Genomic DNA, 23,885 nt, shown 5'->3' on the forward strand with positions numbered 1-23,885 from the left:
TCGCCGAGCGGACGCGCTATGAGATCCGAACGGCCAGCAACCAGAAAGATCACGCGGCTTCATCGGTGGCCGCTCCCGGTGCTAGATGCCGGATCTGCCAACCGCGCGCCATCAGCCTCTCCTCATTCACCGTAACGTCCTTTTCCGCCCCCAGCGAGCTGTTTCGCAAAGCTAGGCACAGCAGGTGAGTAGGTCGGGTCATCGCCACGTAGGCCTGCAGTAGCCGTTGCATCGCCTTGTCGCTGGCGCACTTTGCGCCATTCTGGTGTTGGCCCAAGAGCCACGGCATCAGCCCATGCAGGAAGTGCGTTTGGTTGAAAGTCTCCAGAAGGAGCGTGGCCGAATGGGTCTGGCCCTTCGACATGTGGATGGAGCCCAGCCGGATATCGACACTGGTGTTCCCGTGGATGTAGCGGTAACTGTTCGCTGGCACGGACTGAGCTTGATTCAGATTGACGGGCAGCGTGGGGGGCTCGGTAGTTGCGCAAGCCATGAAGTCGTTGGCGGCAGGCGCGTTAGCAATACCCCCGGCCAAAGCGGCCGCAAGTTTCCGGATTTCAGGGCAGAGCTGTGCCCAACGTGCCGCATCAAGTGGCTCTCGATCGACTACGAATCGGGCGAGCAAGCCGCGATACACGGTCCGCATTTCATCGGCATCCGTGAGGCGCTTTTCTATCTGCAAGTGTTGCCGGCTGCTTGACCGCATTTGCGTCGTTCCTGCCAGCAAGTTGGCGAGGTGAGCGATTGCTGAAGCGACGCTGTCCACGCATTGATGGAGAGGGCCACCACTCGATGCAAGCACCTGCGCCGCGAGGAGGTTCTCAACGAGGGTGCGTGGCCGATAGGTCGGACGGCCGGCACCTGGCTGATATCCCGCCCAGTAGTGCGGGACGGTCTTGGGGTATTGCTTGTGGCCGGGTTCCACGTCGGGGAAGGGTTTGTGAACCGCGCCGACCGCAGTGACCGCCGACGAGGCTATCAGGGGCGCAGGCAACGTGGCGAGCACGTGATGGCCGAAGGCGTCCAGAACGCCGGAAGGATCGTTGTCGGGAAAGACAAAGATGGTGTGGGGTAGCCCCTGACCTGCCACCGCGGTCGGCCGCACACCCTTCAAGCCGCTGGGTTGAACAGGGAGGTAAGCGAAGGGATTGGCAAGCGCCCCGATCGACGCGTCGAAGCGGAAGGAGTCGGCGATGTTGACGCACCGTATGTTGTCGGGAAATGCATCGGCGACTGGCTTGACCCCACCCTCGAAAATGGCCTGGTTCGGATCACCGACGCGCTGGATGCAGACCGCAGGCACGTCACGCGGGAAGAGCCGCCGCAGGAATGCGTTCTGCTGTTCGGAGGTGTCCTGCATCTCGTCGACCAGGACGAAGGGAAACCGGTTCTGGAGAATAGAGGGAAGACTGGGCTGCTGCGCCAGCAAGGCTTCACCGAGAAGGAAGATCTCGTCGTAGCAGAAGTAGCCCTGTACAGCCGCATGCTGCAGCGCGGACGCCGCGAGCTGGTACATCTTGGTGTGAGTACCGCTGGGAAAACTCGTGTTCGCCAACGGTGTCGCAAAGTTGGCGCTGCCGAGGCGCAGGCTGTCGAAGCTGATGAATTTCTTCTCGAGGTAACCGTTCAGGGTGAAATAATCCCCTGGGCTGAGATGGCGACGGCGCACCCTTGTCGTCAGATCGTTGTCGATCGCGGCGACGCGGTAGCCCGCCGACAGCAACCATGGGATCGCCAGAAAACGATTCACGAATCCGTGAATGGTGTCGATGAAGTGCGGATAGCCAAGCAGGCGCTGGCCGACATCCGTGTTGCCCAAGCGATGCGCGATCTCCTCGCGCGCCACGTTGGTGTGAGAGAGGACGCAGATGCCGCGGGTCGTGCTTTTCCACTTGCGCGCGAGAATCGCCAGCTTCGCTACGACGAGCGTGGTCTTGCCGCTGCCGGGGCAGGCAGAGACGTCCAGCGTGGTCAACGACTTCAGGAACGCTCGCCGCTGCGCATCGAGGGTCTGCAGCTTGAGCAATCCGCGAGCCCACTCGATGTCGTCATCGGTGATGGGGCCGATCAGGTCCGACGGCGCAATCATGCCGCCGGCGCCACGGCTGCTACGGCAGGCGCCGGCGGGGTGGTGGCGAAGGCGATGGCTTCCCGGATATAGGCCGGAAGGCGTGCCGACAGCCAGGCGCCATCGATCTCGCCTGTCCTCGCGTGCTCGCTCAGCAGGTCAGCCAGATGTTGTGCCGCAATGGACTTGGAGGCCCGCTTGCTCGAGAACATCTCATAGACATGGGAGCACAACACCTCGCGATCGCCGGCGGCCTGGACCACCAGCGCGGCGTAGTCCAGCTTCGCGGCCGCCTTGACGTCCGCATGCGTCTTCTTGTCGTTGTTCAAGGGGTCGTCGTTGGCCGCGAGGACGGCGGCCATGTAGACCTCTTCGGCGAGGCCGGCGAATGCCAGGTCGTACTCCAGTGTCCATTCATTGGCGACGAAGGTCCTGATGTTCTGCCCATCGCCTTCGCTGAGCCGGATCCGCCTAGCCTCGAGTCCGGCTTGCCGGTCGGCAGGGGTGGCGCCGAACTCGCGCTTGACCCGCCATTTGCGACGCGGACTGGTCCACTTCGGGTCCGCATCGTCCGCGACCAACTCCAGGATGCGGGGTGCGCAGTCTGGCATCACATCCATGTCGGCCAGGCAGGCCGTCGGAATCGCAAAGACGCCCTTGGCGGGATCCTGGCGTTGAAGGATTCGTGCATAGCGTCGCAAGCCGGTGCCACCCACATTCACGATCGACACGCCGTGCTGGGTCAAGTCACGGTCGATCAGCCGAGCGAGCGTCGGTACCAGGAGGGCCTCGCCGTCGCCCTCCACCACGATCAGGCCGCGCGCGAAGAACAGGTTGGCCTTGGTCACGTCGAGGAAGCGCTGTAGGAACCTGTAGTCGCTCTTGCTCAGGTGCGTGTGGCCTTCGGCCATCGAGTAGGCGCCTTGCCGATGTAGCAGCACCAGGTTCTGCAACGGGATCTTCGACGTCAGGTTGGGGCTGTGGCTGGTGACAATGACTTGCACCTGGCGCCGAGTGCTTCCCACCAAGGGCGTGGCGGCGGCTTCCAGGAACTCCATCAAGCGCAACTGCCGCTGCGGATGCAGATGCGCTTCCGGCTCCTCGATCAGCAGCAGGGGGAGGCCATCGGGTTCCTTGCCAAGCAACAGCAGCTCGCAGGCCATGAACAGCAGGTTGTTGGAACCCAGGCCGTACGTGCCGCGGGACCGACCATCCGGCCCCGCGAGCAGGTCCAACTCCAGGCGTTCGAGGATCTGCCGTAACCGAGCTGCGTCGGTGCCGCCTTCCGCGAAACTGATGCGCCCGTGCAGCGCCTCGCCGGCAAGCGACAGGCGGGCCAGGTAATCGGTATTGATAGCCTTCTGCGCACCCCCGATGCCTTCATGCTGGTCGACCAAGTGACGCAAGTAGTCGGACAACCCGGACAGACTCAAGTTGGCCGCCTGCGCCGCGTCGGCCGGCGGCGAGGCCGCGTCGAACGGCTGCCCCTTCTTGATCTCCGGGAAGTTGTTCAGGATCTGCGACAGACGGGAGCCGCGTCCCGGCGACATCTCGCGCTCGGCATCGCGCAAGGGACGCAGGTAGGCAGTCGCAAGCAGCTGCCGGACCGTCGCGTCGAAGGGAGGGCCCTCGCCTGCGGGGCCGCTGCGCACCGTGATGTCGACCCATCGCCGGCTGCCGGGTGTCTCGCTCAAACGGCGTGCAAACCAGTGCACATAGAGGGCGACCCCCGCGCCCTCGTACGTCAGGTATTCGGCGAACGCGCCTTTCTCGCTGTCTGTTAGCCCGGACAACCGGGCCCGGATCGTGATCTCCGCCGCTTGCTGCCCATCGGTTCGGATGTGGAAGTCCTCGGGTTGCACGCGCATGAATTCCATGTCACGGGTCGTCAGCGCATGCCGGATCGCGTCGATGACGGCCGTCTTGCCTGCATCGTTTTCGCCGACGAGTGCCGTGACGCCTTCGCGAAACTCGATGGAAAACACCGGGTCACCAGCACCAAATTGCCGGAAATTCTTGATCGTGAGCTGTGACAGAAACATGGAATCTCCAAGCGATCGCTAGGCTGGCAGCAGTCTTCGTACGCCGTCGCTCGATTGGCTGGTCCCGCTGCAATCCAGTCCGCTGCATATTTCAGGCATCAGCACGAGGTTTTCGCTTATCTAATTGGACTAAACGATCAAACGACAATCCGCGCTGCAGTCCCCGCATGCTCACGCAAGAGATACAGCAGCCCGCCGCCATCAATCAGTTCAATGGGCTTGTCTTTGGAAAAGTTATACGCATCGGGCCCATAACCGCTGGTACAAACCAGAATGCCTTTGTTGGCACCCTCGTTGAGCATGGTTCCGTACAGATCCCGGACAGCGCTCACTCCCACCGTGTCGCGATAACGTTTGGCCTGAATCACCACCTTGCCTCCGAGCACCGGGCGCGTGTCGAAGGCGATAGCGTCCACGCCACCGTCCTTTGAACTGCGCGTGAGCTTGGTATCAAGCCCCATCTTGCTGAAGAGATTGGAGACGAGTACCTCGAAGTCTGCCGGCGTCAGGTCCATCAGATTCGGGCGCGTTTCGAGCCCTGACAAGGCATCCCCCTGCTCGATGAAGCGCTTGTCGACCATGTCGAATTCGACGATTGGCTTAACCGCCTGTAACTCGTCCGGGCGGTTGGACACCTGAGCACCGAGATTTCTCAGACAGGCCACCTTTTCGACTTTCTCCAGCCGTAGGCCCAAGAATTCCATCTTAGGTGCCCGGACCGACACAACCGGCACCCGCACTTCGCGCCCACTGGCCGGATCGTGGGTGTCCACCATGCCATTGAAGGTAACCAGCGCGAGCGCATCAGCCTGATCGGCTTCAAACAGCTCGTGCAAGGTGCGCAGCGTGATCGAGGCGACGATGTCCTGGTAGAGCTGCTTGATCTCAGCCGGCTTTCTGGCCTTGGACTCAATGACATCCTTGGTCTTGACGTAGCGGTACTCTGCCTCCTTCGGGATTGCCTGTACTTCCGGCAGGTCGTACTCAACGATCAGTTCCGATGAATCGGGGCTGTAGGCGATGCGGAATTTCTGCGGGAACCCTTCCGTGGGGTACTCCGACCGGGCCAGCACCATCTCGTTGTAGGCCACTACAGCATCTGGTTCCTTCGCGTGATAGGCCGTCTGGAATTCATCAACCTCGGCGTTGCGGCGCTTGACCTCCATCTCGAACTGGCTCTTGCTCTGGTCGTAGTCCGCCTTGAGCTTAGCAAACTGCTCGCGCTTGATGGCCTCGGCCTGGTTGAAGCGCACGACGTCCGACTGATGGTCGCTGGCTGCTCTGGACAGCGCGGCAGCGTGCTTTTTGGCAGCTCCCGGAATCAATTTGCGCAGGCCTGAGGGTGGGGAGATCTGTGGCGCGCGTGGGGCGCGGCCCGGTGCGAGTTCCGGTGGTGGTTTGAAGGCTTCGAAATCCGCGGCCGGCCGCAGTGCATCAAAGTCGATGCGGTCATCCAGCGACAGCGTATGCGCCAGGATGCCTTGCAGTTCTTCAAGTCGATCATGCAGTTCGGCGTTCAGGTCATCGGCTTCGCCCTGCCGGTCGGCCAAGTACTGCGCCTTGGCGAGTTTCTGCGCGGCACGGTCGTCACGGTTCTGCTGTGCCAGCGCCATGCGTTGATGGCGCTCGATCTGCCGCGCCTGGGTCAGTTGCGCACGGACGCCGCGCTGACGCTCACGCTCCGCGGCGGCCACTGCCCGCGCCGTGGCGCGCAGGAATCCCTCAAATCCGCTTCTTCGCCCCATCTCTTCTCCTTCTTCTTTTCGGTATCGCCATCAGGCGCTCTGGATCTCACGCGTGCCTCGGCATCCTTCAGAAAACGCTGAGCATCCCCAGAAAGATTTGCCCGCTGCGGCGCCTCGCTTCGCCACGCGCCGCACCATCGGTTTTCCGCATCGAGGACAGGGTGGTTCCGCAGACGCTGTCGGCTCCATAGCTTTGGTCGTCTCTGTCGCCTCGGTATGTCTGTCGGGTGATGCCACGGCTTGCGCTGCACTCAAATTGGAAGCCGATGGACGGCCCCCATCCTTGTTTCGCGCTTCGCGCAGCAGATTCATGAGGGCAGGGCCATCGATCAATTGGATGTTGCGGCCGTTGGCGAATGCCGCAGCCTCTTGCGTAAAACGCCCGGAGGTCACGACGAAGCCGCCTGCAGCACCGTACGCGGCCATCACGCCATACAGCTCCCGCACCGTGGAGATGCCCACCTTGAAGGCCTTCCACTGCTTGCACTGCACGAAGGTCTTCTCGCCCGCCTTGGCGAGCACCAAGTCCACGCCGCCATCGGCGCCACCACCACCAACCTCTTTGACCACATAGCCGCGGCGCCGGAAACCTTCACCGACCAGCAGTTCAAACTGCTGCCAGGACATGTCCTGTAGCGCATCCGCGCTGCTGCTCGCCGAGGTGGTATCGAACAGGGCGCGCCGTCGCCGGCGGCGTACCGCCGATATCACGGCGCCAAAGAGGCAGATCATCGGCACTAGGTATTGGCCTCCCGTGGCGAGGCCCTGCCAAATGGCCGTCGTGGCCATCTGTCCGATTTGTTGAGCGGACTGCGCAGCAGGCAGGGGACGCGAGGCAACGGCATGCAGTACCCAATAACTAGCGAGCGCCAACGCCACGCCCGCCCACCAGGGCATCAAAGCCACTAGGTCCATGAGGTCCTCCGCCGCGCTGGACTTGCGCCGTCTCGCCATTGATTCCCCTTTGAAACCGCCGATCGGTAAATTGAATAAACATTCTGCAACAAACTCGGAGGCGATTTGGCAGCGAATCGGAGGTAATGCCCTCATTCGGTGCATCATCAAATGCGTTTCGCGGAATGGCGATGGCGTGATGATGGTTGCGGGCAGGTGTGGATCGCTGTAATATGTCTAATATTTTGGACAATATTCGATTGCGACCTGTCATGAACCTGATCGACATCGGCCATGCTGTACGTGTGCGGCGCGCTGAGTTGGGCCTGTCCCAGGCGCAACTGGCGCACCTGAGTGGCCTGTCGCGTCAGACCCTGGTCGGCTTGGAAAACGGCACCCTGAGCGATCTGGGCGTCAACCGCGTGGGGCAGGTGATGGCGGTGTTGGGGTTAGATAGCCCCAAGCCGGATACGCTGGCGCGGCGCAAGAAGCGTGGCCTGTGGATGGCGGCCAAGACAGCCAGCGTCAGCTATGCGCATGAACTGGAGCCTGATGCGCTGGAGCAGGCCCTGGCGAGCGGTGACGTGCCGCTCCCATTTGCGCCGCACCTGACCCATTTGCTCGACGAAGCGCCCGTCCCCATCGTCGTGATGGCCGTGGAGGAGGCGGCATCACGCGCGCACCTGCCGCCGCGGCAGATCTGGCGCAACGTGGCGAAGCTGGCCGAATCCTTGTCCGTGCACCGGCGGGCGTTGTGGGCATGAAGTCCGGGTCACTGCCCGGCGGTCCCTGGGAAAAGCTGTTCCCGCGGGCTCTGGCGCTGATTGACGAGATCAGCCGGTACGGTGGAATCGCCGATCCGTTCTGGACCTTGGGCGGTGGGACCGTGCTGATGTTTCGCTACCACCATCGGTTGAGCAAGGACATCGACATCTTCGTGCCCGATCCGCAGTACCTCGGCTTTGTCACGCCTCGGTTGAGCGATACGGCGGCAGACCTGACGCAGGACTACACCGAGCAGCCCGGCGCGTTCGTCAAACTGCAGTTCGAGGAAGGCGAGGTCGACTTCGTGGCCGCGCCAAACCTGCTGGCCGACGCCTGGGAAACCTGGGACATCGGCGGTCGCTCCGTGAAGGTGGAGACAGCCGCCGAAATCATTGCCAAGAAGATGTACCACCGTGGTGACCGAGCCACGGCGCGCGATCTGTTCGACTTTGCGCTGGTGATCGAGCGCGAGCCCCAGCAGCTCCTGACGGCGATGCCGTTCCTGTTGCGCCACCGAGAAGCATTCCTGTCCCAGATTCGGCAGCCGCATGCTGGATTGCCGGCCTCCTTCGACGCCATTGCTACGCTGGACTACACGCCAGGCTTCGATCACTGCGTGGCGGTGGTCGGCGAGTTCCTGGACAGCCTGTAGTTGTTAGAGCGGCACGGCACTTATCGCGAAGGGACATGTTGATGCAGGGTGGGATATGACTACCACGAGAAAGCGCTCCCAGGCAACAAGCCGGGAGGGGATCAACTTCGTGCGTACGCTGGTTGAGCACCACAACTGCACGTTCCAAGAGATCGATCTGCAGAACGACCTCGGAAACGATGCCTACGTCGAGTTTGTGGTGAAAGCGCCACGGGTTGCTGCGTAGCGCTGCAAATAAAGTCGGGCTCTTCATATCGCGCAGCCGGTGGACGCTACGCCTTCCAGTCCGATCGCGACCACTTCGAGTACTGGGCGTCTCACACGCTGCCCGTGCTTGCAATCATTGTCGACCCAGAAGCGAGCAGGGCAGCCTGGGTTGACATCACCGACCATCTTCGACGCAACCCTGCGGCGATCAAGGAGGGACCCTTCAGCATCTATGCTGACAAAGATATTTCGGAATCTTCGTTTGCCGAGTTTCGGCAGCACTGCCTGAACTACCGCGAACCATATAGCCGCGAGCAGAACTTCGGAAGGGCCATGGAGTCCTTTGCCGATCGAGCGGACGACGAACGCTGCTTTGACGGACTACGGGCGCTGTTTGCGTTCCACAGGCAGCAGATGGCTACCTGGTACTACCTCATCTCGTGTCTCTCCAATTTCCAAGGTCACAGAGTCCTGCGCCCTCTCGTTGCACGTCTCTGCCACATCCCTACGCATGGAGACATATTCTGGAGCCAACAGAACTTCATCAAGGAAGAGGTCCGTCAGGAAGCACTTCGACTAATGCGCCAGTTGTTTGATCGCAAGGACGCGCTCGCCATGCTCTCGGTGATCGACGATTCCGGCATTGATCGGGGGACCATCGGGCAGGCGGTGCATGCGCTGGTGGACACCATGGCAGATGTGCCGGCAGTGATGGAGTCGATCGCAATCGATCAGAGCCAGAGTGAGCGCGTTCGACACAGCGCGATCCTGTTTGCCACCAGCTCGGCCCAGTGGCAATCCCCCGAGGTCGCTCTTGATCTCCTGGATCGAATACGGGCTTCGATTTACAGCGATGACGAACTGCGCGCCGTGGTTGACTGGTTGGCAGGCGATCTTAAGCAGCACGGCCGTGTTTCGTTCTACTAGGACGCCATACGCTGCTCGCAAAGGTGCTCGTCATTGCTGTCACTCCATCATTACCCGAGTGCAACTCCAGAGTGAGCCGGGTGACACCGGGATCCGAACGTTCGGCTACGGTGTATGCCGAGTGACACTGCACTGACACTCCATTGCACTGCCGCAAGCAGATCTGGTGTCCAAAGCGTTCGCTACTCGTGGCCAGAGCAGAAACTTACGCCATCGTTTCGATGTCCAACGTGGCCGATGAAACATAGGAGCGAGATGTCCTATGGCAAAACAAATCGAAAAACTGACGGCCAATAAGGTTCGCCGCGCATGCCGCCCCGGCCGACTCGGCGATGGTGGTGGCCTGTACCTGCAGATCACGCCATCCGGCAACAAGAGCTGGATATTTCGGTATGGGCGCCAGGGGCGGGAACACTTCATGGGATTGGGCCCGCTTCATACCGTCAGCTTGGTGGAGGCCAGGCATGCAGCTCAGCAAGCCAGGAAGTACCTGTTCCAGAACATCGATCCATTGGCACGCAAGCGCCAGCACCGTAGACGCGCATCGATCCGGCCGGAGCATAAGTGCTTTAAAGCGTGTGCCGAGGAATACATCAGGGAGCACGCGGCAGGCTGGCGCAACGACAAACACCGGCAGCAGTGGGAGAACACCATGCGCGACTACGTCTACCCGTACCTCGGTGCGATCGACGTGCGCAGGGTGGATACGGCCGAGATCCTCCACGTCCTGCGGCCGATCTGGACCGCCAAGACAGAAACCGCCACGCGCGTGCGCGAGCGGATCCAACGGGTACTGGACTGGGCGACAGTTCACCAATACCGAGAGGGGAGCAACCCGGCGCGCTGGAAAGGACACCTCGAGGTGCTTCTGCCTCCCCCGGCGAAACTCAAACGCGTGCGGCACCACGCGGCCTTGCCGTTCCAGAAGATCGGCGAGTTCATGGCGGCGCTGCGCGAGCAACGCGGGGTGGCCGCGCAGGCGTTGGAGTTCACCATCCTGACGGCCTGCCGCTCGGGAGAGGTTCTCAAAGCCACCTGGGCGGAGATCGATCTGGAACGAGGGACGTGGACCCTTCCGGCCGAAAGGACCAAGGCGGGGAGGGCGCACAGGGTGCCACTGTCCATGGCAGCGCTGAAGGTGCTCGCTGCTCAAACGGGGCGGAGCGGCAGGTACGTCTTTCCAGGCGGCACGGAGGAAGGGACCCTGTCGTCCGTGGCGATGACCCAAGTGCTCAAGCGCGTGGGGGTTGGCGGAGTGACGGTCCACGGTTTTCGGTCCACCTTCCGCGACTGGGTTGCCGAGCAAACCCGGTATCCGCGCGAGTGGGCTGAGATCGCTTTGGAGCATCGCCTTGGATCCGCGACGGAGATGGCTTATTTCAGAAGCGATTTGCTGGAAGAGCGTCGAGGCTTGATGGAGGACTGGGCCAGATGGTGTGCGGGCGATCGACCCCCGTCCCCAGATCAGGGTTTACCCCTGATGAACGGGTCGACGGGAAACCCTCCGCCCAATCGATCAACCCCCGAATCGACCTCCGTCCGCGATGGAGACTCCATGGCGCTCGATGAGCCGACATGACACGCGGTCTGCTTGCTATCCGAGGCTTCTGTCAGAATTTTGGGGCAACCTGGGATGGTATGGACCCGTACCCGGGCAGACGTCCACTCCGCCAAATAAATCAATGGGTTACGTGAGAAATCGCGTAGCCCATTTTGGTTTCTGGCACCCGATGTTCCGGCGCTGTCCTTCAAGCGGAGGACAGACGGCCGAATGACCCTCGTCTAGATTGGCATCCATCCACGATGGAAGCCAACGACATGTTCATTCGAAACTGCTGGTACGTCGCCGCCTGGGCGCACGAGATCCCCGAGCAAGGCCTGTTTTCCCGCGTCATTCTGGGCGAGCCGCTGCTCCTGTACCGCCTGGCCAATGGCGAGACCGTCGCGCTGGAAGACCGGTGCTGTCACCGCCTCGCACCACTTTCCGCCGGTCGGCGCGAGGGCGACTGCGTGCGCTGTGGTTACCACGGGCTGAAGTTCTCGCCCGACGGCGCCTGCGTCGAAGCGCCAGGCCTCGACCGCATCCCGATCAAGGCGAAGGTGCGCAGCTACCCCGTTGCCGTGCGGAACCGGTGGGTGTTCGTCTGGATGGGCGATCCGGGTGTCGCGGACGTCTCGCTGCTGCCGGACAACTTCTCCTGCGACCACCCCGAGTGGCACTACCAGCCGGGCTATCTGCACTATGAGACGCCCTACATGCTCATCTGCGACAACCTGCTGGACTTTTCGCACCTGTCGTACGTGCACGAGAACACCCTGGGGGGCTCCACGCGGATCGCGCAGTCGAAACCCGAGGTGGCGCGCGTGCCGCAGGGCATCCGGGTCACGCGCCACGTGCCGGACGTGCCGCCCTCCGCGTACTGGCGCTCGTTCCACGAGTTCGAAGGCAACGTCGACCGTTGGTTCATCTACGACTTCCTGCTGCCCGGCACCCTCATCATGGACTCCGGCGGGCGCCCGACGGGCCAGGCCGAGGGCGACATGGCGGGCGCGGTGCGGCTGCACAGCTGCCAGACGCTGACCCCCGAGACGGCAAGCTCCACCCACTACTTCTTCCAGCAGGCCTACCACGCGCCCGCGCCCATTCCCGGGACCACGGCCACCATCTTCCAGGGACTGCTCGCCGCCTTCGAGGAAGACCGCTCGATCATCACGGCCCAGTACCGGAACCTGCTTCTCGACCCCGCCGCGCCCATGCTGCCCATGGCGATGGACCACGCGCTGGTGCAGTTCCGCCGCCTCGTGGACAGCGAGCTGGCGAAGGAGCGCGAGCGCGCGCCCGCTCGCCCGGCGGTCGTCGCGGCCTAGCACAGAACAACACCCCCATCCAGGAGACAACCCCATGATCCGTCGAACCATCCTCCGTCTGTTGGCGCTCGTCGGCGCCGCCGCGCTGCCTTTCGCGGTGCTCGCTCAGGCGCCCGCCGCATTCCCGAACAAGCCCATCCGCATCGTGGCCTCCGCGGCCGCTGGGGGCGCGACGGACTTTGTCGCCAGAACCGTTGGTGAGCGCTTGTCCAAGCAGCTCGGCCAACCGGTCATCGTGGACAACAAGGCGGGGGCGAACGGTGCCCTGGGCGCTTCCGAGGTGGCGCGCGCCGCACCGGACGGGTACACGCTGCTGGTGACCTTGGGCGACACCCTGATCAACAACGTGGCGATGTACAGGACGCTGTCGTACGACCCGTTCAAGGATTTCAGCTACATCACGCAGGCCGTTCGCAGCCCGGCGGTGATTTCCGCGAATGCGGACCTCCCCGTCAAGACCATGGCCGACTTCAGGCGCTACGCGGCCGAGCAGCGCGGCAAGCTGACCTATGGCTCGTGGGGGCCCGGTGGCCTGGGCCATCTGGCGGGTGAACAGCTCAATCGCATCATCGGTGCCGAAATGGTCCATGTGCCGCAGCGCGGCGAGGCGCCGGTGATGGCCGATCTGCTGTCGAAAACCGTCAGCGTGGGCCTGACCTCGGCCGGGCTGGCCAAGCAGCACGTGCTGGCGGGCAAGGTGACCGCACTGGCCATCATGGGCAAAGAGCGGTCGCCGGCGCTGCCGCAAGTCCCGACCATGCGGGAGCAGGGTTTCGACGACCCCTTGTTCGATGCGGCCGTCTACATCGCCTTCGTCGCGCCGGCCAGGACGCCCGAACCCGTGGTGAAGAAACTCGCGGACGAGATCCGGAAGATTCTGGCGGACCCCGAAGTCGGCCGGTTGATGAACGAGCGGGGCCTGGACATCATGAACAGCACCCCCAGGGAGTTCGAGGCCAGCCACCGCGCGGAAGCCGAGGTGATCCTCAAGCGCATCAAGGACTTCGGGCTGGTGGCGCAGTAAGCAGAGGGCGCCGGGCAGGTCGACCCGCGGCCGCGCGGCAGCCGACCGGGTAAGCCCTATTGGTGCCCTCTCGGCGAGGTTTCAAACTGGCTGCGCCATGCGCTCCACCTGGAATGTCCTCACGCCACCGCCCGGCCACCACGTGGACGCGGCGGCCATGAACCTGCTGCTCGATGTGCCGACGAGCACCGCACCCGGGCGCGGCTTGCTGAACTTCATCAACGCGCACGTGGAGGTGGACTACCTCTCCCTGGTCGAGTACTCGGGGGCCGTGCCCTCGCAGGTGGATGGATGCACGCACGGGGACCACCTGCCCAACATCACGGCCGAGTGCTTTGCCTGCTACAAGCGGCAGTACAGCCAGCTGGACGAGGTGACCCACCTGGCGGGCCGGGTCCAGCAGGATGTGCATCCCTCGCCGGACGTGACCGTGGTGCACTATGGCCTGGAGGACATTCCGGACATCTGCTGGCGGCAGGAGATTTTTGAACATTCGAAACTCACGGGCCGGTTGAGCTTCCTGTACGCGCCGGTCGCCCGCACCGCGTTTGCCATCAACCTCTACCGCGATGTGTCCTGCGGGCCTTTTGCACCGATGGAGATCGACCGCCTGACCGCCATCGCACCCATTCTTCGCAAGGTGCACCTCAACGCCTTGCATGTCCGGCGGCAGCGCCTGCACGCGCAGGCGCGCAAGGCCCTGGTCGAGCAGAACCTGCTGCAGCGGGCACCCCGGTTGTCCGAGCGCGAGCGCGAGGTCTGCGTGGGCATCGTGGACGGTCTCAGTGTGGACGGCATCGCCGCGGGCATGGGCGTGGCCCCGTCCACGGTCCAGACCCTGCGCAAACGCGCCTACATCAAGCTGGGCATCGAGGCGCGCAGCGAGTTGCTGCTGCTGTCGAACTGACAGGACATCGACCGATCGCGTTGCCTGGACCCCTGACCAGGCGGGCGTGCCTTGGTCAGAGGCACCAGGGCCTGGGGCGATGTGTTCAAACCCAGTAGAAGCGCCTCTGGCTCGGCGTCAGTGCGCCTGCGTGTACAGGACGAGGGCGTGGGTCTGGTTCAGTTCTCGCGGGTTGTTGGCCAGCAGCCTTTGCACGCCCATGGCGGCCTCGGCCAGCATGGGCAGGTCGTTGGCGGCGATGCCCACCTCGCGCAGCCGCTGCGGCATCGGGGCTTGCGCCACGTGCTGGGCCATGGTGGCGATGAAGGCCTCGGCCGCTTCACCGTCGCTGGCCCCGTGCAGCGCCGGGTTCAAGGCGCGCGCGAGTTCGGCGTAACGAGCGCCCGCCTCGGGCAGGTTGAAGCGCAGCACCGGCACCATGACCAGGGCGTTGGCCAGGCCGTGGGGCACGTGGAAGTGGCTGCCCAGCGGGTGGGCCAGGGCGTGGATCGCGGCCACCGGCGCATTGGCGAAGGCCATGCCGGCCAGCATCGAGCCCAGCAGCATGCCTTCCCGCGCTTCGATGTCGTCGCCCTGGGCGATCACGCGCCCGAGGTGGCGGTCGAGCAGCTGGAGCGCGCGCACCGCCAGCGCGTCGGAGATCGGGTTCTTCAGGTGGCGGGTGGTGTAGGCCTCGATGGCGTGCACCATCGCATCCACGCCGGTCATGGCGGTGGGCGCGGGCGGCAGGGCCAGGGTCAGCTGGGCGTCCAGCACGGCGACATCGGGGTACAGCAGCGAGCTGATGACGCCGCGTTTCTGGTGGTCCGGCGTGGAGACCACCGAGGTGGGCGTGGCCTCGGAACCGGTGCCGGCCGTGGTCGGCACTTGGATCAGCGGCAGGCGCGGCCCGGTCGCGCGCTGCGGCCCGTAGATGTCGGCCAGCGGCTGGGGGCTGGCCGCGAGCAGCGCGACCAGCTTGGCGGTGTCCAGCGAGCTGCCGCCGCCCAGGCCGATGACGCAGTCGGCCCCGGCGACGCGGGCCGCGTCCACCGCCGCGAGCACCACGTGCTCGGGCGGGTCGGCCTCCACCTTGTCGTGCACCGTCACACGCAGCCCGGCCTTGCGCAGCGCGGCCACCGGGGCGTCGATCAGGCCTGCGCGCACCAGGCCGGCGTCGGTGACGACGAAGGCATGCCGGCGTCCTTGCAGCAGCGGTGCGAGTCGCAGGGCCGCGCCGCGCTCGCAGACGATGCGGGGTGGGGTTTCGAATTGGAAGCTGGGCATGGAGCGGGAAATGAAAGGCGAAGCAAGGCCCCTCGCCGTCGATCGGGCGATGTCGTTCACAGACGAGGGGGAGGGGCGCGGCGCGCCCGGGTGGTCAGTTGATGGAGATCTTGGTGCGCGTGATCAGCTCACCGTAGGTCTTGTGGTCCTTGCGCAGCACGTTGCCGAGCTCGGCCGGGGTGGTGGTGACGCTCTCGAAACCCATGGCCTGCACGCGCTCGATGGAGGCGGGCTTCTTCAGGCTCTTGTTGATCTCGGCGTTCAGGCGGCGGATCACGTCGTCCGGCGTGCCGGCGGGGGCGAAGACGCCGTGCCAGCCGCTGATCTTCTCCAGCTCGGGCAGGCCCACTTCGCGGAAGGTGGGCACGTCGGGCAGGGCGGCCGCGCGCTTGGGGCCGATCACGGCCAGCGCCTTGAGCTTGCCGGCCTTCACATGGATGGCGCTGCCCGAGTCGAAGGTGAAGTCCACCACGCCGGCCAGCAGGTCCTGGATCGAAGGCGCCAGGCCCTTGTAGGCGAGGTGCTCGGCCTGGGTGTCGGTCTCCAGGTTCAGCAGGGCGCCCGCCACGTGCGGGAAGGAACCGTTGCCGGTGGAGGAGTAGTTCAGCTTGCCGGGGCTGGCCTTCATCTTCTCGACCAGGCCCTTGACGTCGCTCACGCCCACCTTGGGGTGGGCCAGCAGGGCCATGTTGAGGCCTGCCGTCATGGCGACGGGCGCGAAGTCCTTGATCGGGTCGAACGGCACCTTGTCCATGACGTAGGGGCCCAGCGTCAGCGTGCTGGAGGCCAGCATCAGCAGCGTGTGGCCGTCGGCCGGCGCGCGGCGCACGAACTCGGCGGCGATGTTGCCGTTGGCGCCCGCGCGGTTGTCGATCACCACCGGCTGTCCCAGGGCCTCGCCCATGTCCTTGGCCACCATGCGCGCGATGGCGTCGATGGTGCCGCCGGCCGGCACCGAGACCACGATGGTCACGGGTTTGGAGGGGAAGGACTGGGCCGCGGCGAAGGGGGCAAAGGCCGAAACGATCAGGGCGGGGAGCAGTTGTCGGATCACGGGGGACTACCTCGGTTCTTGGGGGAATGGGTGAACGGGATGAGGGAAATTCTAGGGAGGCACCCGGGAGCGCAAGGCACTTTCTTGTTAACCTCTGGTTGACGATTTCGACCTTGACCACCACCCACGTTTCGCCTTCCCATGCCTATGTCCTCGCTGCTCAACGGCCGCCATTTCCAGATCTTCACCGCGGTGATGCGCAGCCGGGGGCTGGGCGAGGCCGCGCTCAAGCTGGGCATTTCCAAGGCCGCCGTCAGCAAGACCCTGGGCCTGCTGGAGCGCGAGACCGGCGTCGAGCTGTTCACGCGCCAGGGTGGCCGGCTGGAGCCCACCGCCGCGGCCCGCCGCCTGCTGCCGCGCGCCGAGCAGGCGGCCAACCACCTGGCCTGGGCGCTGGCCGAAGCCGCCACGCTGGACCAGGCCTCGAACCGCACGGTGACGGTGGCGGCGCACGCGCCCCCTTTGATCGCCATCCTGCCCGGCGCGATCCAGCGCTTCAAGCTCAGCCACCCCGAGGTCAAGGTGCGGGTGCGGGTGGAGGGGCCGCCGGAGGTGCTGCGGCTGGTCGCCCACCACGAGGTCGACCTGGGCGTCACCAACCCGCCCGCGCCCAACACCATCAGCGCCGTGGAACTGTGCGAGCGCCGCACCATCTCCGAGGACTTGCTGGTGGCGCGATGCACCGGCGCCACCCCCTGGTGGCCAAGGCCCTGGTGCGGCCGCAGGACCTGGTGGACGCCGAGGTGATCGCGCTGCCCGAGGAGTCGCCCACCTCGATCCTGGTGCGCGCCACGCTGCAGGAAGCCGGCGTGCTGGTGGGGCAGGGCACGATCGCCAGCACCTCCATGGGGGTGTGCGCGCTGGTGCAGCAGAACGTGGGCATCGGGTTGATCAACCCCATGCTGCTGTCCACCGGCATCTTCCCGGACATCGTGACGCGGCCCTTCCGGCCGCGCATCGAGCTTGGGACGGAGATCTACCGCTCGGCGATCCGCCCCCTCAGCGACGAGGCGCAGGTGCTGGCCGGCTACCTCGAGGAAGTGGCGCTGGCGCTGCCCGGCTCGCCCTCGGCGGGCAAGGCCCTCCCACGCGCATCGGCCGCGAAGTGACCGCGCGCCCTCAGGCCGCGCGCTCCAGCCAGCCCAGCCGCACCAGCCCGGTGGACAGGGCGGTGCCGCAGACGATGACCACGCCGCAGCCGATCATCCAGGGCGTGATGACCTCGTTGAGGAAGACCGAGCCGTAGACCAGCGCGAACACCGGCACCAGGAAGGTGACGGTCAGCGCGCGGCTCGGGCCGGCCTTCTCGATCAGGTGGAAAAAAATGATGTAGGCGATGGCCGTGCACAGCAGGGCCACGGCCGCGACCGCGCCCCAGGCGGTGCTGCTCACCGGCTGGCTGGGCCACAGCAAGGCGGTGGGAATGCCAGGCCCAGGGCCGCGCCGATCTGGCTGCCGGTGGCGGTGGCGCAGCGGGTGGGCGCCCGTGAGGTAGCGCTTGGTGAAGCTCGCGGCGATGCCGTAGAACAGGGTGGCGAGCAGGCAGGCCCCCATGGCGATCAGCGTGCTGGCGACGGGGCCGTCGCTCACCACGCCGGCCGCGCTGAAGCCGGACTTGCCGATCACCAGCAGCGTGACGCCGGCGAAGCCGATCGCCAGGCCCAGCATGCGCGAGCCGCCTGGCCGGTCCTTGAGCCAGAGCCAGGCCACCAGCGCGCCCGACAGCGGCACGGTGGCGTTGAGGATGGAGGTCAGGCCGGTGGGGATGTGCAGCACGGCGTAGGCGAACAGGGCGAAGGGGATGCCGGAGTTGAGCAGGCCGACGAACAGGATGGGCCGGGCGCGCGAGCGGAAGTCGGCCCACACACCCTTGATGAAGAACACCGGCAGCAGGAAGAGGGCGGCGAGCGCGACGCGCAGGCCGGCCGTGGGCAGGGCGCCGAACTCGGCGCCTCCCAGGCGCATGAACAGGAAGGAGGCGCCCCACAGGGCGGCCAGCAGCAGGAATTCCAGGACGAGGGTGGGGCTCATGGCGTCAAAGTATGCATGGCGCCCCGGGTGTCACGGCGCGCGATTGATGCCGGATGGGGCATGGATTGATGAGTGGAACGGCACAATGCCGTTCGTCGCGCCGCCTCACACCAAGGTGGCACCTTCGAGCGAGAGCAGGGCGGTCTTGCGATCCAGCCCACCCGCGTAGCCGGTGAGCGAGCCGTCGGTGCCCAGCACGCGGTGGCAGGGCACCACCACGCTCATCGGGTTGCGGCCCACCGCCGCCCCCAGCGCGCGCACCGCGGCCGGTTTGCCGATGGCCGCGCTCAGTCGCCCGTAGCTGGTGGTGGCGCCGGGCGCGATGCCCAACAAGGCCTGCCACACCTGCTGCTGGAAGGGCGTGCCCATGCTCAGGTCCAGCGGCAGCTCGAAGTGCTGGCGCTGCCCGGCGAAGTACTGCGTGAGCTGCTCGATGGCCTGGCGCAGCACCGGGTGGTCGGGGTCGTGGCGCCAGGCCGAGCGGTCCGGGCCGTGGCGCTGCCCGTCGAACCAGACGCCGCTCAGTCCGCGCGGCGTGGCCGCCAGCGTCATGGCGCCCATCGGGCCTTGCCAGGTGGTGAAGACGGTGAGGGGATCGTGTTTCATGCGGAGGCTCCTGTGGATGAGACGACGTGGCCTGCCGACCAGGCGCGCACGACGGCGTAGCTGCGCCAGGGTTTCCAGGCGAGGGAGGCGGCTTCGGCCTCGCGGGCCGGGTGTTTGTTTTCGCGCACGCCCATGACCTTGTGCAGTGCCACGTCACCCGCGGGGAAGGCGTCGGGCCAGCGCAGGGCGCGCATGGCGATGTACTGCGCGGTCCAGTCGCCGATGCCCGGCATGGCCTTGAGGGCGGTGAGGGTGGCGGGCACGTCGGCGCTGCCGTTGAGCACCAGGCCCTGCTCGGCCACGCCGCGCGCCAGCGCCACGATGGCGGCCTGGCGCTGCCGCACGATGCCGAGTTCCCCCAGGCCGTCGCCTTCGGCCTGGGCCAATGCGGCGGGCGTGGGGAACAGGCGGGAGAGGCCGGCGTGCGGCGTCTCGATGGGCTCGCCGAAGCGGTTCACCAGCCGCTGCGCCAGGGTGCGCGCGGCCGCCACGGTGATCTGCTGGCCCAGCACCGCGCGCACCGCGAGTTCGAAGCCGTCGAGCGCGCCCGGCACCCGCAGGCCATCGCCGGCCGGGAACGCGCCGTGCAGCACGGCGTTGATGGCGGTCGGGTCGGCGTCCAGGTCGAGCGCGGCGCGCAGGCGGTGAATCACCTGGGGCAAGACCTCGCGCAGGTCGTCGCTGACGCGCAGCTCGAGCTGGCTGCGGGCCTCGTCGAAGCCGGCCACCAGCCAGCCCGTGTGGGTGCGCCCGCCCAGCTCCATGCGCAGGGTCTGCCCCAGGCGCAGGCCCTGTTCGTCGATGAAGGCCACGCCGTCGATCAGGCGCTGGCGGAAGAAGCCCAGCGTGGCCGCCACGTCGTACGGCGGCCGGTAGCCCAGCCGCACCGCGGTGCCCTGGCCGGTGTCGCGGGTGGCGGTTTCGCGCCGCAGCTGCGTGGGGTTGAGCCGGTAGTGCTCGAGAAAGGCCGCGTTGAAGCGCCGCACGCTGGCAAAGCCGCTGGCCTGGGCGATCTGGGTGACGGGCAGGTCGGTGTCGGCCAGCAGCTGCTTGGCCGTGAGCAGCTTGCGCGTGAGCAGGTACTGCAGCGGCGAGACGCCCAGGCGTTCCTCGAAGACGCGCCGCAGGTGGCGGTCGCTCACGCCCAGCCGCGCCGCCAGGCGCTCGCCCATCGCGCCGCCGTCGTCGTCCTGCCAGTGCTGGGGGTCGTCCAGCCACAACGTGGCCTGCTGCACCAGGATGGTGGAGGCGTCTTCCGTCGACCAGTGCCGCTCGCGCGGCGCCAGCTCGGGCCGGCAGCGCAGGCAGGGCCGGAAGCCCGCCTGTTCGGCCTGCGCGGCGTGCGCGAAGAAGCGACAGTTCTCGCGCCGGGGCGTGCGCACGCGGCACACCGGTCGGCAGTAGATGCCGGTGGAGGTGACGGCGGTGAAGAACTGGCCGTCGAAGCGCGCGTCGTGCGAGCACAGCGCGCGGTAGCAGGCGTCTTCGTCGATGCGGTCTGAGCGGTTCATGGCTGCCATGGTAGGCCGTTCGGACGGGGTTGACTGGCCGTTTCCGGACATGTGCCTCCGGCATGATGGGTACCCCCCTCCTACAATGCCCGTTTTGCCCGTCACGAGGAAAAACTCCATGCAAGTTGCCGCGTCCATCTTCAAGGCCTACGACATCCGGGGCGTCACCCCCACCGCGTTGAACGAAGGCGTGGCCGAGGCATTGGGCCTGGCCTTTGGCACCCGGGCCCTGGAACTGGGCGAAAAGACCGTGGCCGTGGGCCGCGACGGCCGCCTGAGCGGCCCGGCCCTGTCCGCCGCGCTGATCCGGGGGCTGGTGGCCGCCGGGGTGGACGTGATCGACATCGGTCTGGCGACCACGCCCATGCTGTACTTCGCCGCCGCCACGCTGTGCACCAGCGGCATCCAGGTCACGGGCAGCCACAACCCCAGGGACTACAACGGTTTCAAGATGGTGCTGGCCGGCCGCGCGATCTACGGCGAGGACATCCAGGCCCTGCGCAAGACCATGGAAGCCGAGACGCACCGGCGCGCCGAGGGCGGGCGCGTGCGCCTGATCAACGTGCAGGCCGCGTACCAGGCTCGCATCGTGTCCGACGCCAAGCTCGCGCGCCCCATGAAGCTGGTGGTGGACTGCGGCAACGGCGTGGCCGGCGCCTCGGCCCCGGCGATCTTCCGCGCGCTGGGCTGCGAGGTGATCGAACTCTTCAGCGAGGTGGACGGCAACTTCCCCAACCACCACCCGGACCCGAGCAAGCCCGAGAACCTGCAGGACGTGATCCGCACCCTGCGCGAGACCGACGCCGAACTCGGCCTGGCCTTCGACGGCGACGGCGACCGCCTGGGCATCGTCACCAAGGACGGCCAGACCATCTACCCCGACCGCCAGATGATCCTGTTCGCGCAGGACGTGCTCTCGCGCGTGCCCGGTGGCGACATCGTGTTCGACGTGAAATGCTCGCAGCGCCTGGCGCCCGCGATCGAGGCGGCCGGTGGCGTGCCCCACATCTACAAGACCGGCCACTCGCTGATCAAGGCGCGCATGAAGGAGTTGGACAGCCCGCTGGGCGGCGAGATGAGCGGCCACATCTTCTTCAAGGAGCGCTGGTTCGGTTTCGACGACGGCACCTACGCTGGCGCGCGCCTGCTGGAAATCCTCAGCCGCAGCCCCGACGCGAGCGCCGTGCTCAACGCCCTGCCCACCAGCCACAGCACGCCCGAGCTCAACGTGGCCTGCGCCGAAGGCGAGCCGCACGCGGTGGTGGACAAGCTGGTCGCGCTGGCGAAGTTCGACGCGCCGGCCAAACTCTCCACCATCGACGGCGTGCGCGTGGACTGGCCCGACGGCTTCGGTCTGATCCGCGCCTCCAACACCACGCCGGTGCTGGTGCTGCGCTTCGAAGGCCAGACCACCGAGGCGCTGCACCGCATCGAGGCCACCATGCTGGCGCTGCTGAAGCAGGCCAAGCCCGATGCCGTGGTCGGCGCCAGCGCGCATTGAGATGAACGCCGACGAGCTGCTCGACCAGGTCACCGTCGTCCTGGTCACGTACCACAGCGCCCATTGCCTGGACGCGCTGGATGCGCTGCTCGCGCACTGCCCGCACGTGGTGATCTCGGACAACGGCAGCACCGACGACACCCCTGCGCTGGCGCGCGCGCGCTGGCCGCAGGCCACCGTGCTCGAGCACGGCCGCAACCTCGGTTTCGGTGCCGCGAACAACCGCGCGCTCGCCGCCACGCGCACGCCGCTGGCCTTGCTGGTCAACCCCGATTGCGAAGTCACGCCCGAGGGCCTGCGCGAGCTGGTGCGGGTGGCCAACGGCATGCCCGAGGCCGCCATCGTGGCGCCGCAGCTCGAAGGCGCGCCCGGGCGGCCCGATGTGAACTACCGCTGGCCGAGCACCGCCTGGTCCTCGCGCGGGCCCGGCGCCGAAGGCCCTGCCTGCGTGGGTTTTCGTGGTCGGCGCGGCGATGCTGTTCCGGCTCTCGCGTTTCGAGGGCGTGGGCTTCTTCGACGAGCGCTTCTTCCTGTACTACGAGGACGACGACCTCTGCCTGCGGCTGTTCCAGCAGCAGCGGCCCATCGTCGTGTGGCCCGCCGTGGCCGCCGTGCACCGCGCGCGCGGCTCGGTCAAGGGCAAGACGCCCTGGAAGAGCGAGTACCTGCGCGGTTACCACCACGCCCAGTCCAAGCTGATCTACACCGCCAAGCACCGTTCGCACGCGAAGGCGCGGCGCCAGCGCTGGTCGGTGCTGCTGGGCACCACGGTGGCCCTGCCGTTGCGCGCGATCGCGTGGTCGCCGCGCCTGCTCGCGCGCATGGCCGGGCGCTGGATGGGCCTGGTGCGCTGGAGGCTGCGTGGCTGAATCGCGCCGCACGAATGTTTCCCCGGACAGAATCCCATGCCATCTCCCTACAAGGTCTACGACTGCATCACCTTCGACGGTGAGGATTGCCTGGAACTGCGTCTGCGCACGCAGTGGGACCGCGTGGACCACTTCGTGATCGTCGAGGCCGAGGTCACCTTCGCCGGCACCGCGAAGGCCCTGCAGTTCGACGCCGAGCGATACGCCTGGGCCCGCCCCAAGATCCGCTACATCCCGCTGCGCGCTGAGGTGTTCGCGGCGTGCCAGACCGCATGGGACCGCGAACGCGTGCAGCGCAACGCCTTGCGCCTCGGTTACCAGGATGCGGCAGAGGACGACGTGGTGGTCATCGCCGACGTGGACGAGATCATCCGGCCCGAGAAAATCGGCCCCGTCGAGCCGGGCACCGTCCAGGTTTTCGAGTTGCTGATGCTGTACTTCTACTGCGACTACCTCATGGTGTCGGAACCGTTCTGGCGCAAGGCGGTGGCGGTCACGGGCGCCTACGCGCTCGCCCATGAGGCCGAAGACATCCGCAACAGCGCGGCCCTGCGCGCCGAGGTGGCGACCCTCGAGGTCCGCGACGCGGGCTGGCACTTCAGCTACCTGGGCGGTATGGACATGATCGAGCGCAAGCTCGAACGCTTCTCGCACCAGAACCTCAACAAGCCCCGCTACAAGGACCGGGAGAAGAACCTCGCTCGCATCCACGCCGGCAAGGACATCTACCGACGGGCCAAGCGCTGGGGCCGCGTGCACATGGGCGATTTCGGCAACACGGTGGTGGCGCAATGGTTCGCGCAGCGCCCCGAGCTGTTCTCCCCGGCGGCGATCCAGCCGGTGGGCAATGTGGACGCCATGCTCGCGGCACGCCGCGCCGCTGGCGGCAAACCGTCGGCCTGGGAAAAGCTCAAGCTGCGCATGTGGAACGCGTGGTGAGGGCCGGCC

General features: G+C 66.1%; 20 protein-coding genes and 2 pseudogenes. 13 read left to right on the top strand and 9 right to left on the bottom strand.

What is annotated here, in order from left to right:
- Window positions 1–49: 49 nt before the first annotated feature.
- From ACFJI0_RS04970 to ACFJI0_RS04985, 4 genes are all read right to left on the bottom strand, one after another.
- Window positions 50–2,089, bottom strand: coding sequence for a UvrD-helicase domain-containing protein (locus ACFJI0_RS04970; RefSeq protein ID WP_382323638.1), 2,040 nt, complete (start codon window positions 2,087–2,089; stop codon window positions 50–52).
- A complete protein-coding gene (locus ACFJI0_RS04975; protein WP_382323639.1) occupies window positions 2,086–4,110 on the bottom strand; it encodes an ATP-dependent endonuclease in 2,025 nt (674 codons plus the stop codon). Before ACFJI0_RS04975 ends, ACFJI0_RS04970 begins: the two co-directional genes overlap by 4 nt.
- Before the next feature lie 137 nt (window positions 4,111–4,247).
- On the bottom strand, window positions 4,248–5,855 hold the full coding sequence (locus tag ACFJI0_RS04980) for a restriction endonuclease (RefSeq protein ID WP_382323640.1): 1,608 nt from the start codon (window positions 5,853–5,855) through the stop codon (window positions 4,248–4,250).
- Window positions 5,856–5,885: 30 nt separating this feature from the next.
- Window positions 5,886–6,809 carry a restriction endonuclease gene (locus ACFJI0_RS04985; protein ID WP_382325513.1) on the bottom strand — a complete coding sequence of 308 codons (924 nt, stop codon included), beginning with the start codon at window positions 6,807–6,809 and terminating at the stop codon, window positions 5,886–5,888.
- 212 nt (window positions 6,810–7,021) lie between these two features.
- Here ACFJI0_RS04985 and ACFJI0_RS04990 point away from each other — a divergent pair, with 212 nt between their 5' ends.
- The 7 genes from ACFJI0_RS04990 (at window position 7,022) to ACFJI0_RS05020 (ending at window position 14,099) form a co-directional block, all read left to right on the top strand.
- Complete coding sequence (locus ACFJI0_RS04990; protein WP_382323641.1) at window positions 7,022–7,513, top strand: helix-turn-helix domain-containing protein; 492 nt, start codon at window positions 7,022–7,024, stop codon at window positions 7,511–7,513.
- On the top strand, window positions 7,510–8,166 hold the full coding sequence (locus ACFJI0_RS04995) for a nucleotidyl transferase AbiEii/AbiGii toxin family protein (RefSeq protein WP_382325515.1): 657 nt from the start codon (window positions 7,510–7,512) through the stop codon (window positions 8,164–8,166). The genes ACFJI0_RS04990 and ACFJI0_RS04995 overlap by 4 nt, the downstream gene beginning before the upstream one ends.
- 135 nt (window positions 8,167–8,301) lie before the next feature.
- Window positions 8,302–9,300 (top strand): DUF4365 domain-containing protein, encoded by a 999-nt coding sequence (locus ACFJI0_RS05000; protein ID WP_382325517.1) that lies wholly within the window; start codon window positions 8,302–8,304, stop codon window positions 9,298–9,300.
- Between the two features lie 262 nt (window positions 9,301–9,562).
- Window positions 9,563–10,879, top strand: coding sequence for a tyrosine-type recombinase/integrase (locus ACFJI0_RS05005; protein WP_382323642.1), 1,317 nt, complete (start codon window positions 9,563–9,565; stop codon window positions 10,877–10,879).
- A 239-nt stretch (window positions 10,880–11,118) separates the two neighbouring features.
- Complete coding sequence (locus ACFJI0_RS05010) at window positions 11,119–12,168, top strand: Rieske 2Fe-2S domain-containing protein (protein WP_382323643.1); 1,050 nt, start codon at window positions 11,119–11,121, stop codon at window positions 12,166–12,168.
- A gap of 61 nt (window positions 12,169–12,229) precedes the next feature.
- Complete coding sequence (locus ACFJI0_RS05015) at window positions 12,230–13,192, top strand: Bug family tripartite tricarboxylate transporter substrate binding protein (protein ID WP_382323644.1); 963 nt, start codon at window positions 12,230–12,232, stop codon at window positions 13,190–13,192.
- 97 nt (window positions 13,193–13,289) lie between these two features.
- Window positions 13,290–14,099 carry a helix-turn-helix transcriptional regulator gene (locus ACFJI0_RS05020; RefSeq protein ID WP_382323645.1) on the top strand — a complete coding sequence of 270 codons (810 nt, stop codon included), beginning with the start codon at window positions 13,290–13,292 and terminating at the stop codon, window positions 14,097–14,099.
- Window positions 14,100–14,216: 117 nt separating this feature from the next.
- Here the strand turns inward: ACFJI0_RS05020 and ACFJI0_RS05025 are convergent, their stop codons facing one another.
- Window positions 14,217–15,365 (bottom strand): iron-containing alcohol dehydrogenase, encoded by a 1,149-nt coding sequence (locus ACFJI0_RS05025; protein WP_382323646.1) that lies wholly within the window; start codon window positions 15,363–15,365, stop codon window positions 14,217–14,219.
- Window positions 15,366–15,459: 94 nt separating this feature from the next.
- Complete coding sequence (locus tag ACFJI0_RS05030) at window positions 15,460–16,419, bottom strand: Bug family tripartite tricarboxylate transporter substrate binding protein (protein ID WP_382159922.1); 960 nt, start codon at window positions 16,417–16,419, stop codon at window positions 15,460–15,462.
- A gap of 141 nt (window positions 16,420–16,560) precedes the next feature.
- On the opposite strand from ACFJI0_RS05030, the gene ACFJI0_RS05035 reads away from it, so the two are divergent.
- Window positions 16,561–17,166 (top strand): LysR family transcriptional regulator, encoded by a 606-nt coding sequence (locus ACFJI0_RS05035; protein ID WP_382323647.1) that lies wholly within the window; start codon window positions 16,561–16,563, stop codon window positions 17,164–17,166.
- Window positions 17,118–17,528 carry a LysR substrate-binding domain-containing protein gene (locus ACFJI0_RS05040; RefSeq protein ID WP_382323648.1) on the top strand — a complete coding sequence of 137 codons (411 nt, stop codon included), beginning with the start codon at window positions 17,118–17,120 and terminating at the stop codon, window positions 17,526–17,528. The genes ACFJI0_RS05035 and ACFJI0_RS05040 overlap by 49 nt, the downstream gene beginning before the upstream one ends.
- Before the next feature lie 10 nt (window positions 17,529–17,538).
- On the opposite strand, the pseudogene ACFJI0_RS05045 reads toward ACFJI0_RS05040, so the two are convergent.
- From ACFJI0_RS05045 to ACFJI0_RS05055, 3 genes and pseudogenes are all read right to left on the bottom strand, one after another.
- A pseudogene (locus tag ACFJI0_RS05045) lies at window positions 17,539–18,450 on the bottom strand (DMT family transporter).
- Between the two features lie 105 nt (window positions 18,451–18,555).
- On the bottom strand, window positions 18,556–19,056 hold the full coding sequence (locus tag ACFJI0_RS05050) for a methylated-DNA--[protein]-cysteine S-methyltransferase (RefSeq protein WP_382323649.1): 501 nt from the start codon (window positions 19,054–19,056) through the stop codon (window positions 18,556–18,558).
- Window positions 19,053–20,567 carry a DNA-3-methyladenine glycosylase 2 family protein gene (locus tag ACFJI0_RS05055; RefSeq protein WP_382323650.1) on the bottom strand — a complete coding sequence of 505 codons (1,515 nt, stop codon included), beginning with the start codon at window positions 20,565–20,567 and terminating at the stop codon, window positions 19,053–19,055. Before ACFJI0_RS05055 ends, ACFJI0_RS05050 begins: the two co-directional genes overlap by 4 nt.
- Window positions 20,568–20,685: 118 nt before the next feature.
- Between ACFJI0_RS05055 and ACFJI0_RS05060 the strand changes: the two genes are divergently transcribed.
- The 4 genes and pseudogenes from ACFJI0_RS05060 (at window position 20,686) to ACFJI0_RS05075 (ending at window position 23,876) form a co-directional block, all read left to right on the top strand.
- Complete coding sequence (locus ACFJI0_RS05060; protein WP_382323651.1) at window positions 20,686–22,068, top strand: phosphomannomutase/phosphoglucomutase; 1,383 nt, start codon at window positions 20,686–20,688, stop codon at window positions 22,066–22,068.
- Between the two features lies 1 nt (window position 22,069).
- Window positions 22,070–22,369 (top strand): annotated as a pseudogene (locus ACFJI0_RS05065) (glycosyltransferase family 2 protein); the annotation flags it as partial.
- A 157-nt stretch (window positions 22,370–22,526) separates the two neighbouring features.
- Window positions 22,527–22,937: a glycosyltransferase family 2 protein gene (locus ACFJI0_RS05070; RefSeq protein ID WP_382325927.1), complete on the top strand. Its 411-nt coding sequence runs from the start codon at window positions 22,527–22,529 to the stop codon at window positions 22,935–22,937.
- Window positions 22,938–22,973: 36 nt separating this feature from the next.
- Complete coding sequence (locus ACFJI0_RS05075) at window positions 22,974–23,876, top strand: hypothetical protein (protein WP_382323653.1); 903 nt, start codon at window positions 22,974–22,976, stop codon at window positions 23,874–23,876.
- Window positions 23,877–23,885 lie beyond the last annotated feature (9 nt).

The organism is Hydrogenophaga sp. UC242_53, from assembly GCF_042696965.1.
In the GTDB taxonomy this organism is placed as follows: Bacteria; Pseudomonadota; Gammaproteobacteria; order Burkholderiales; family Burkholderiaceae_C; genus Hydrogenophaga.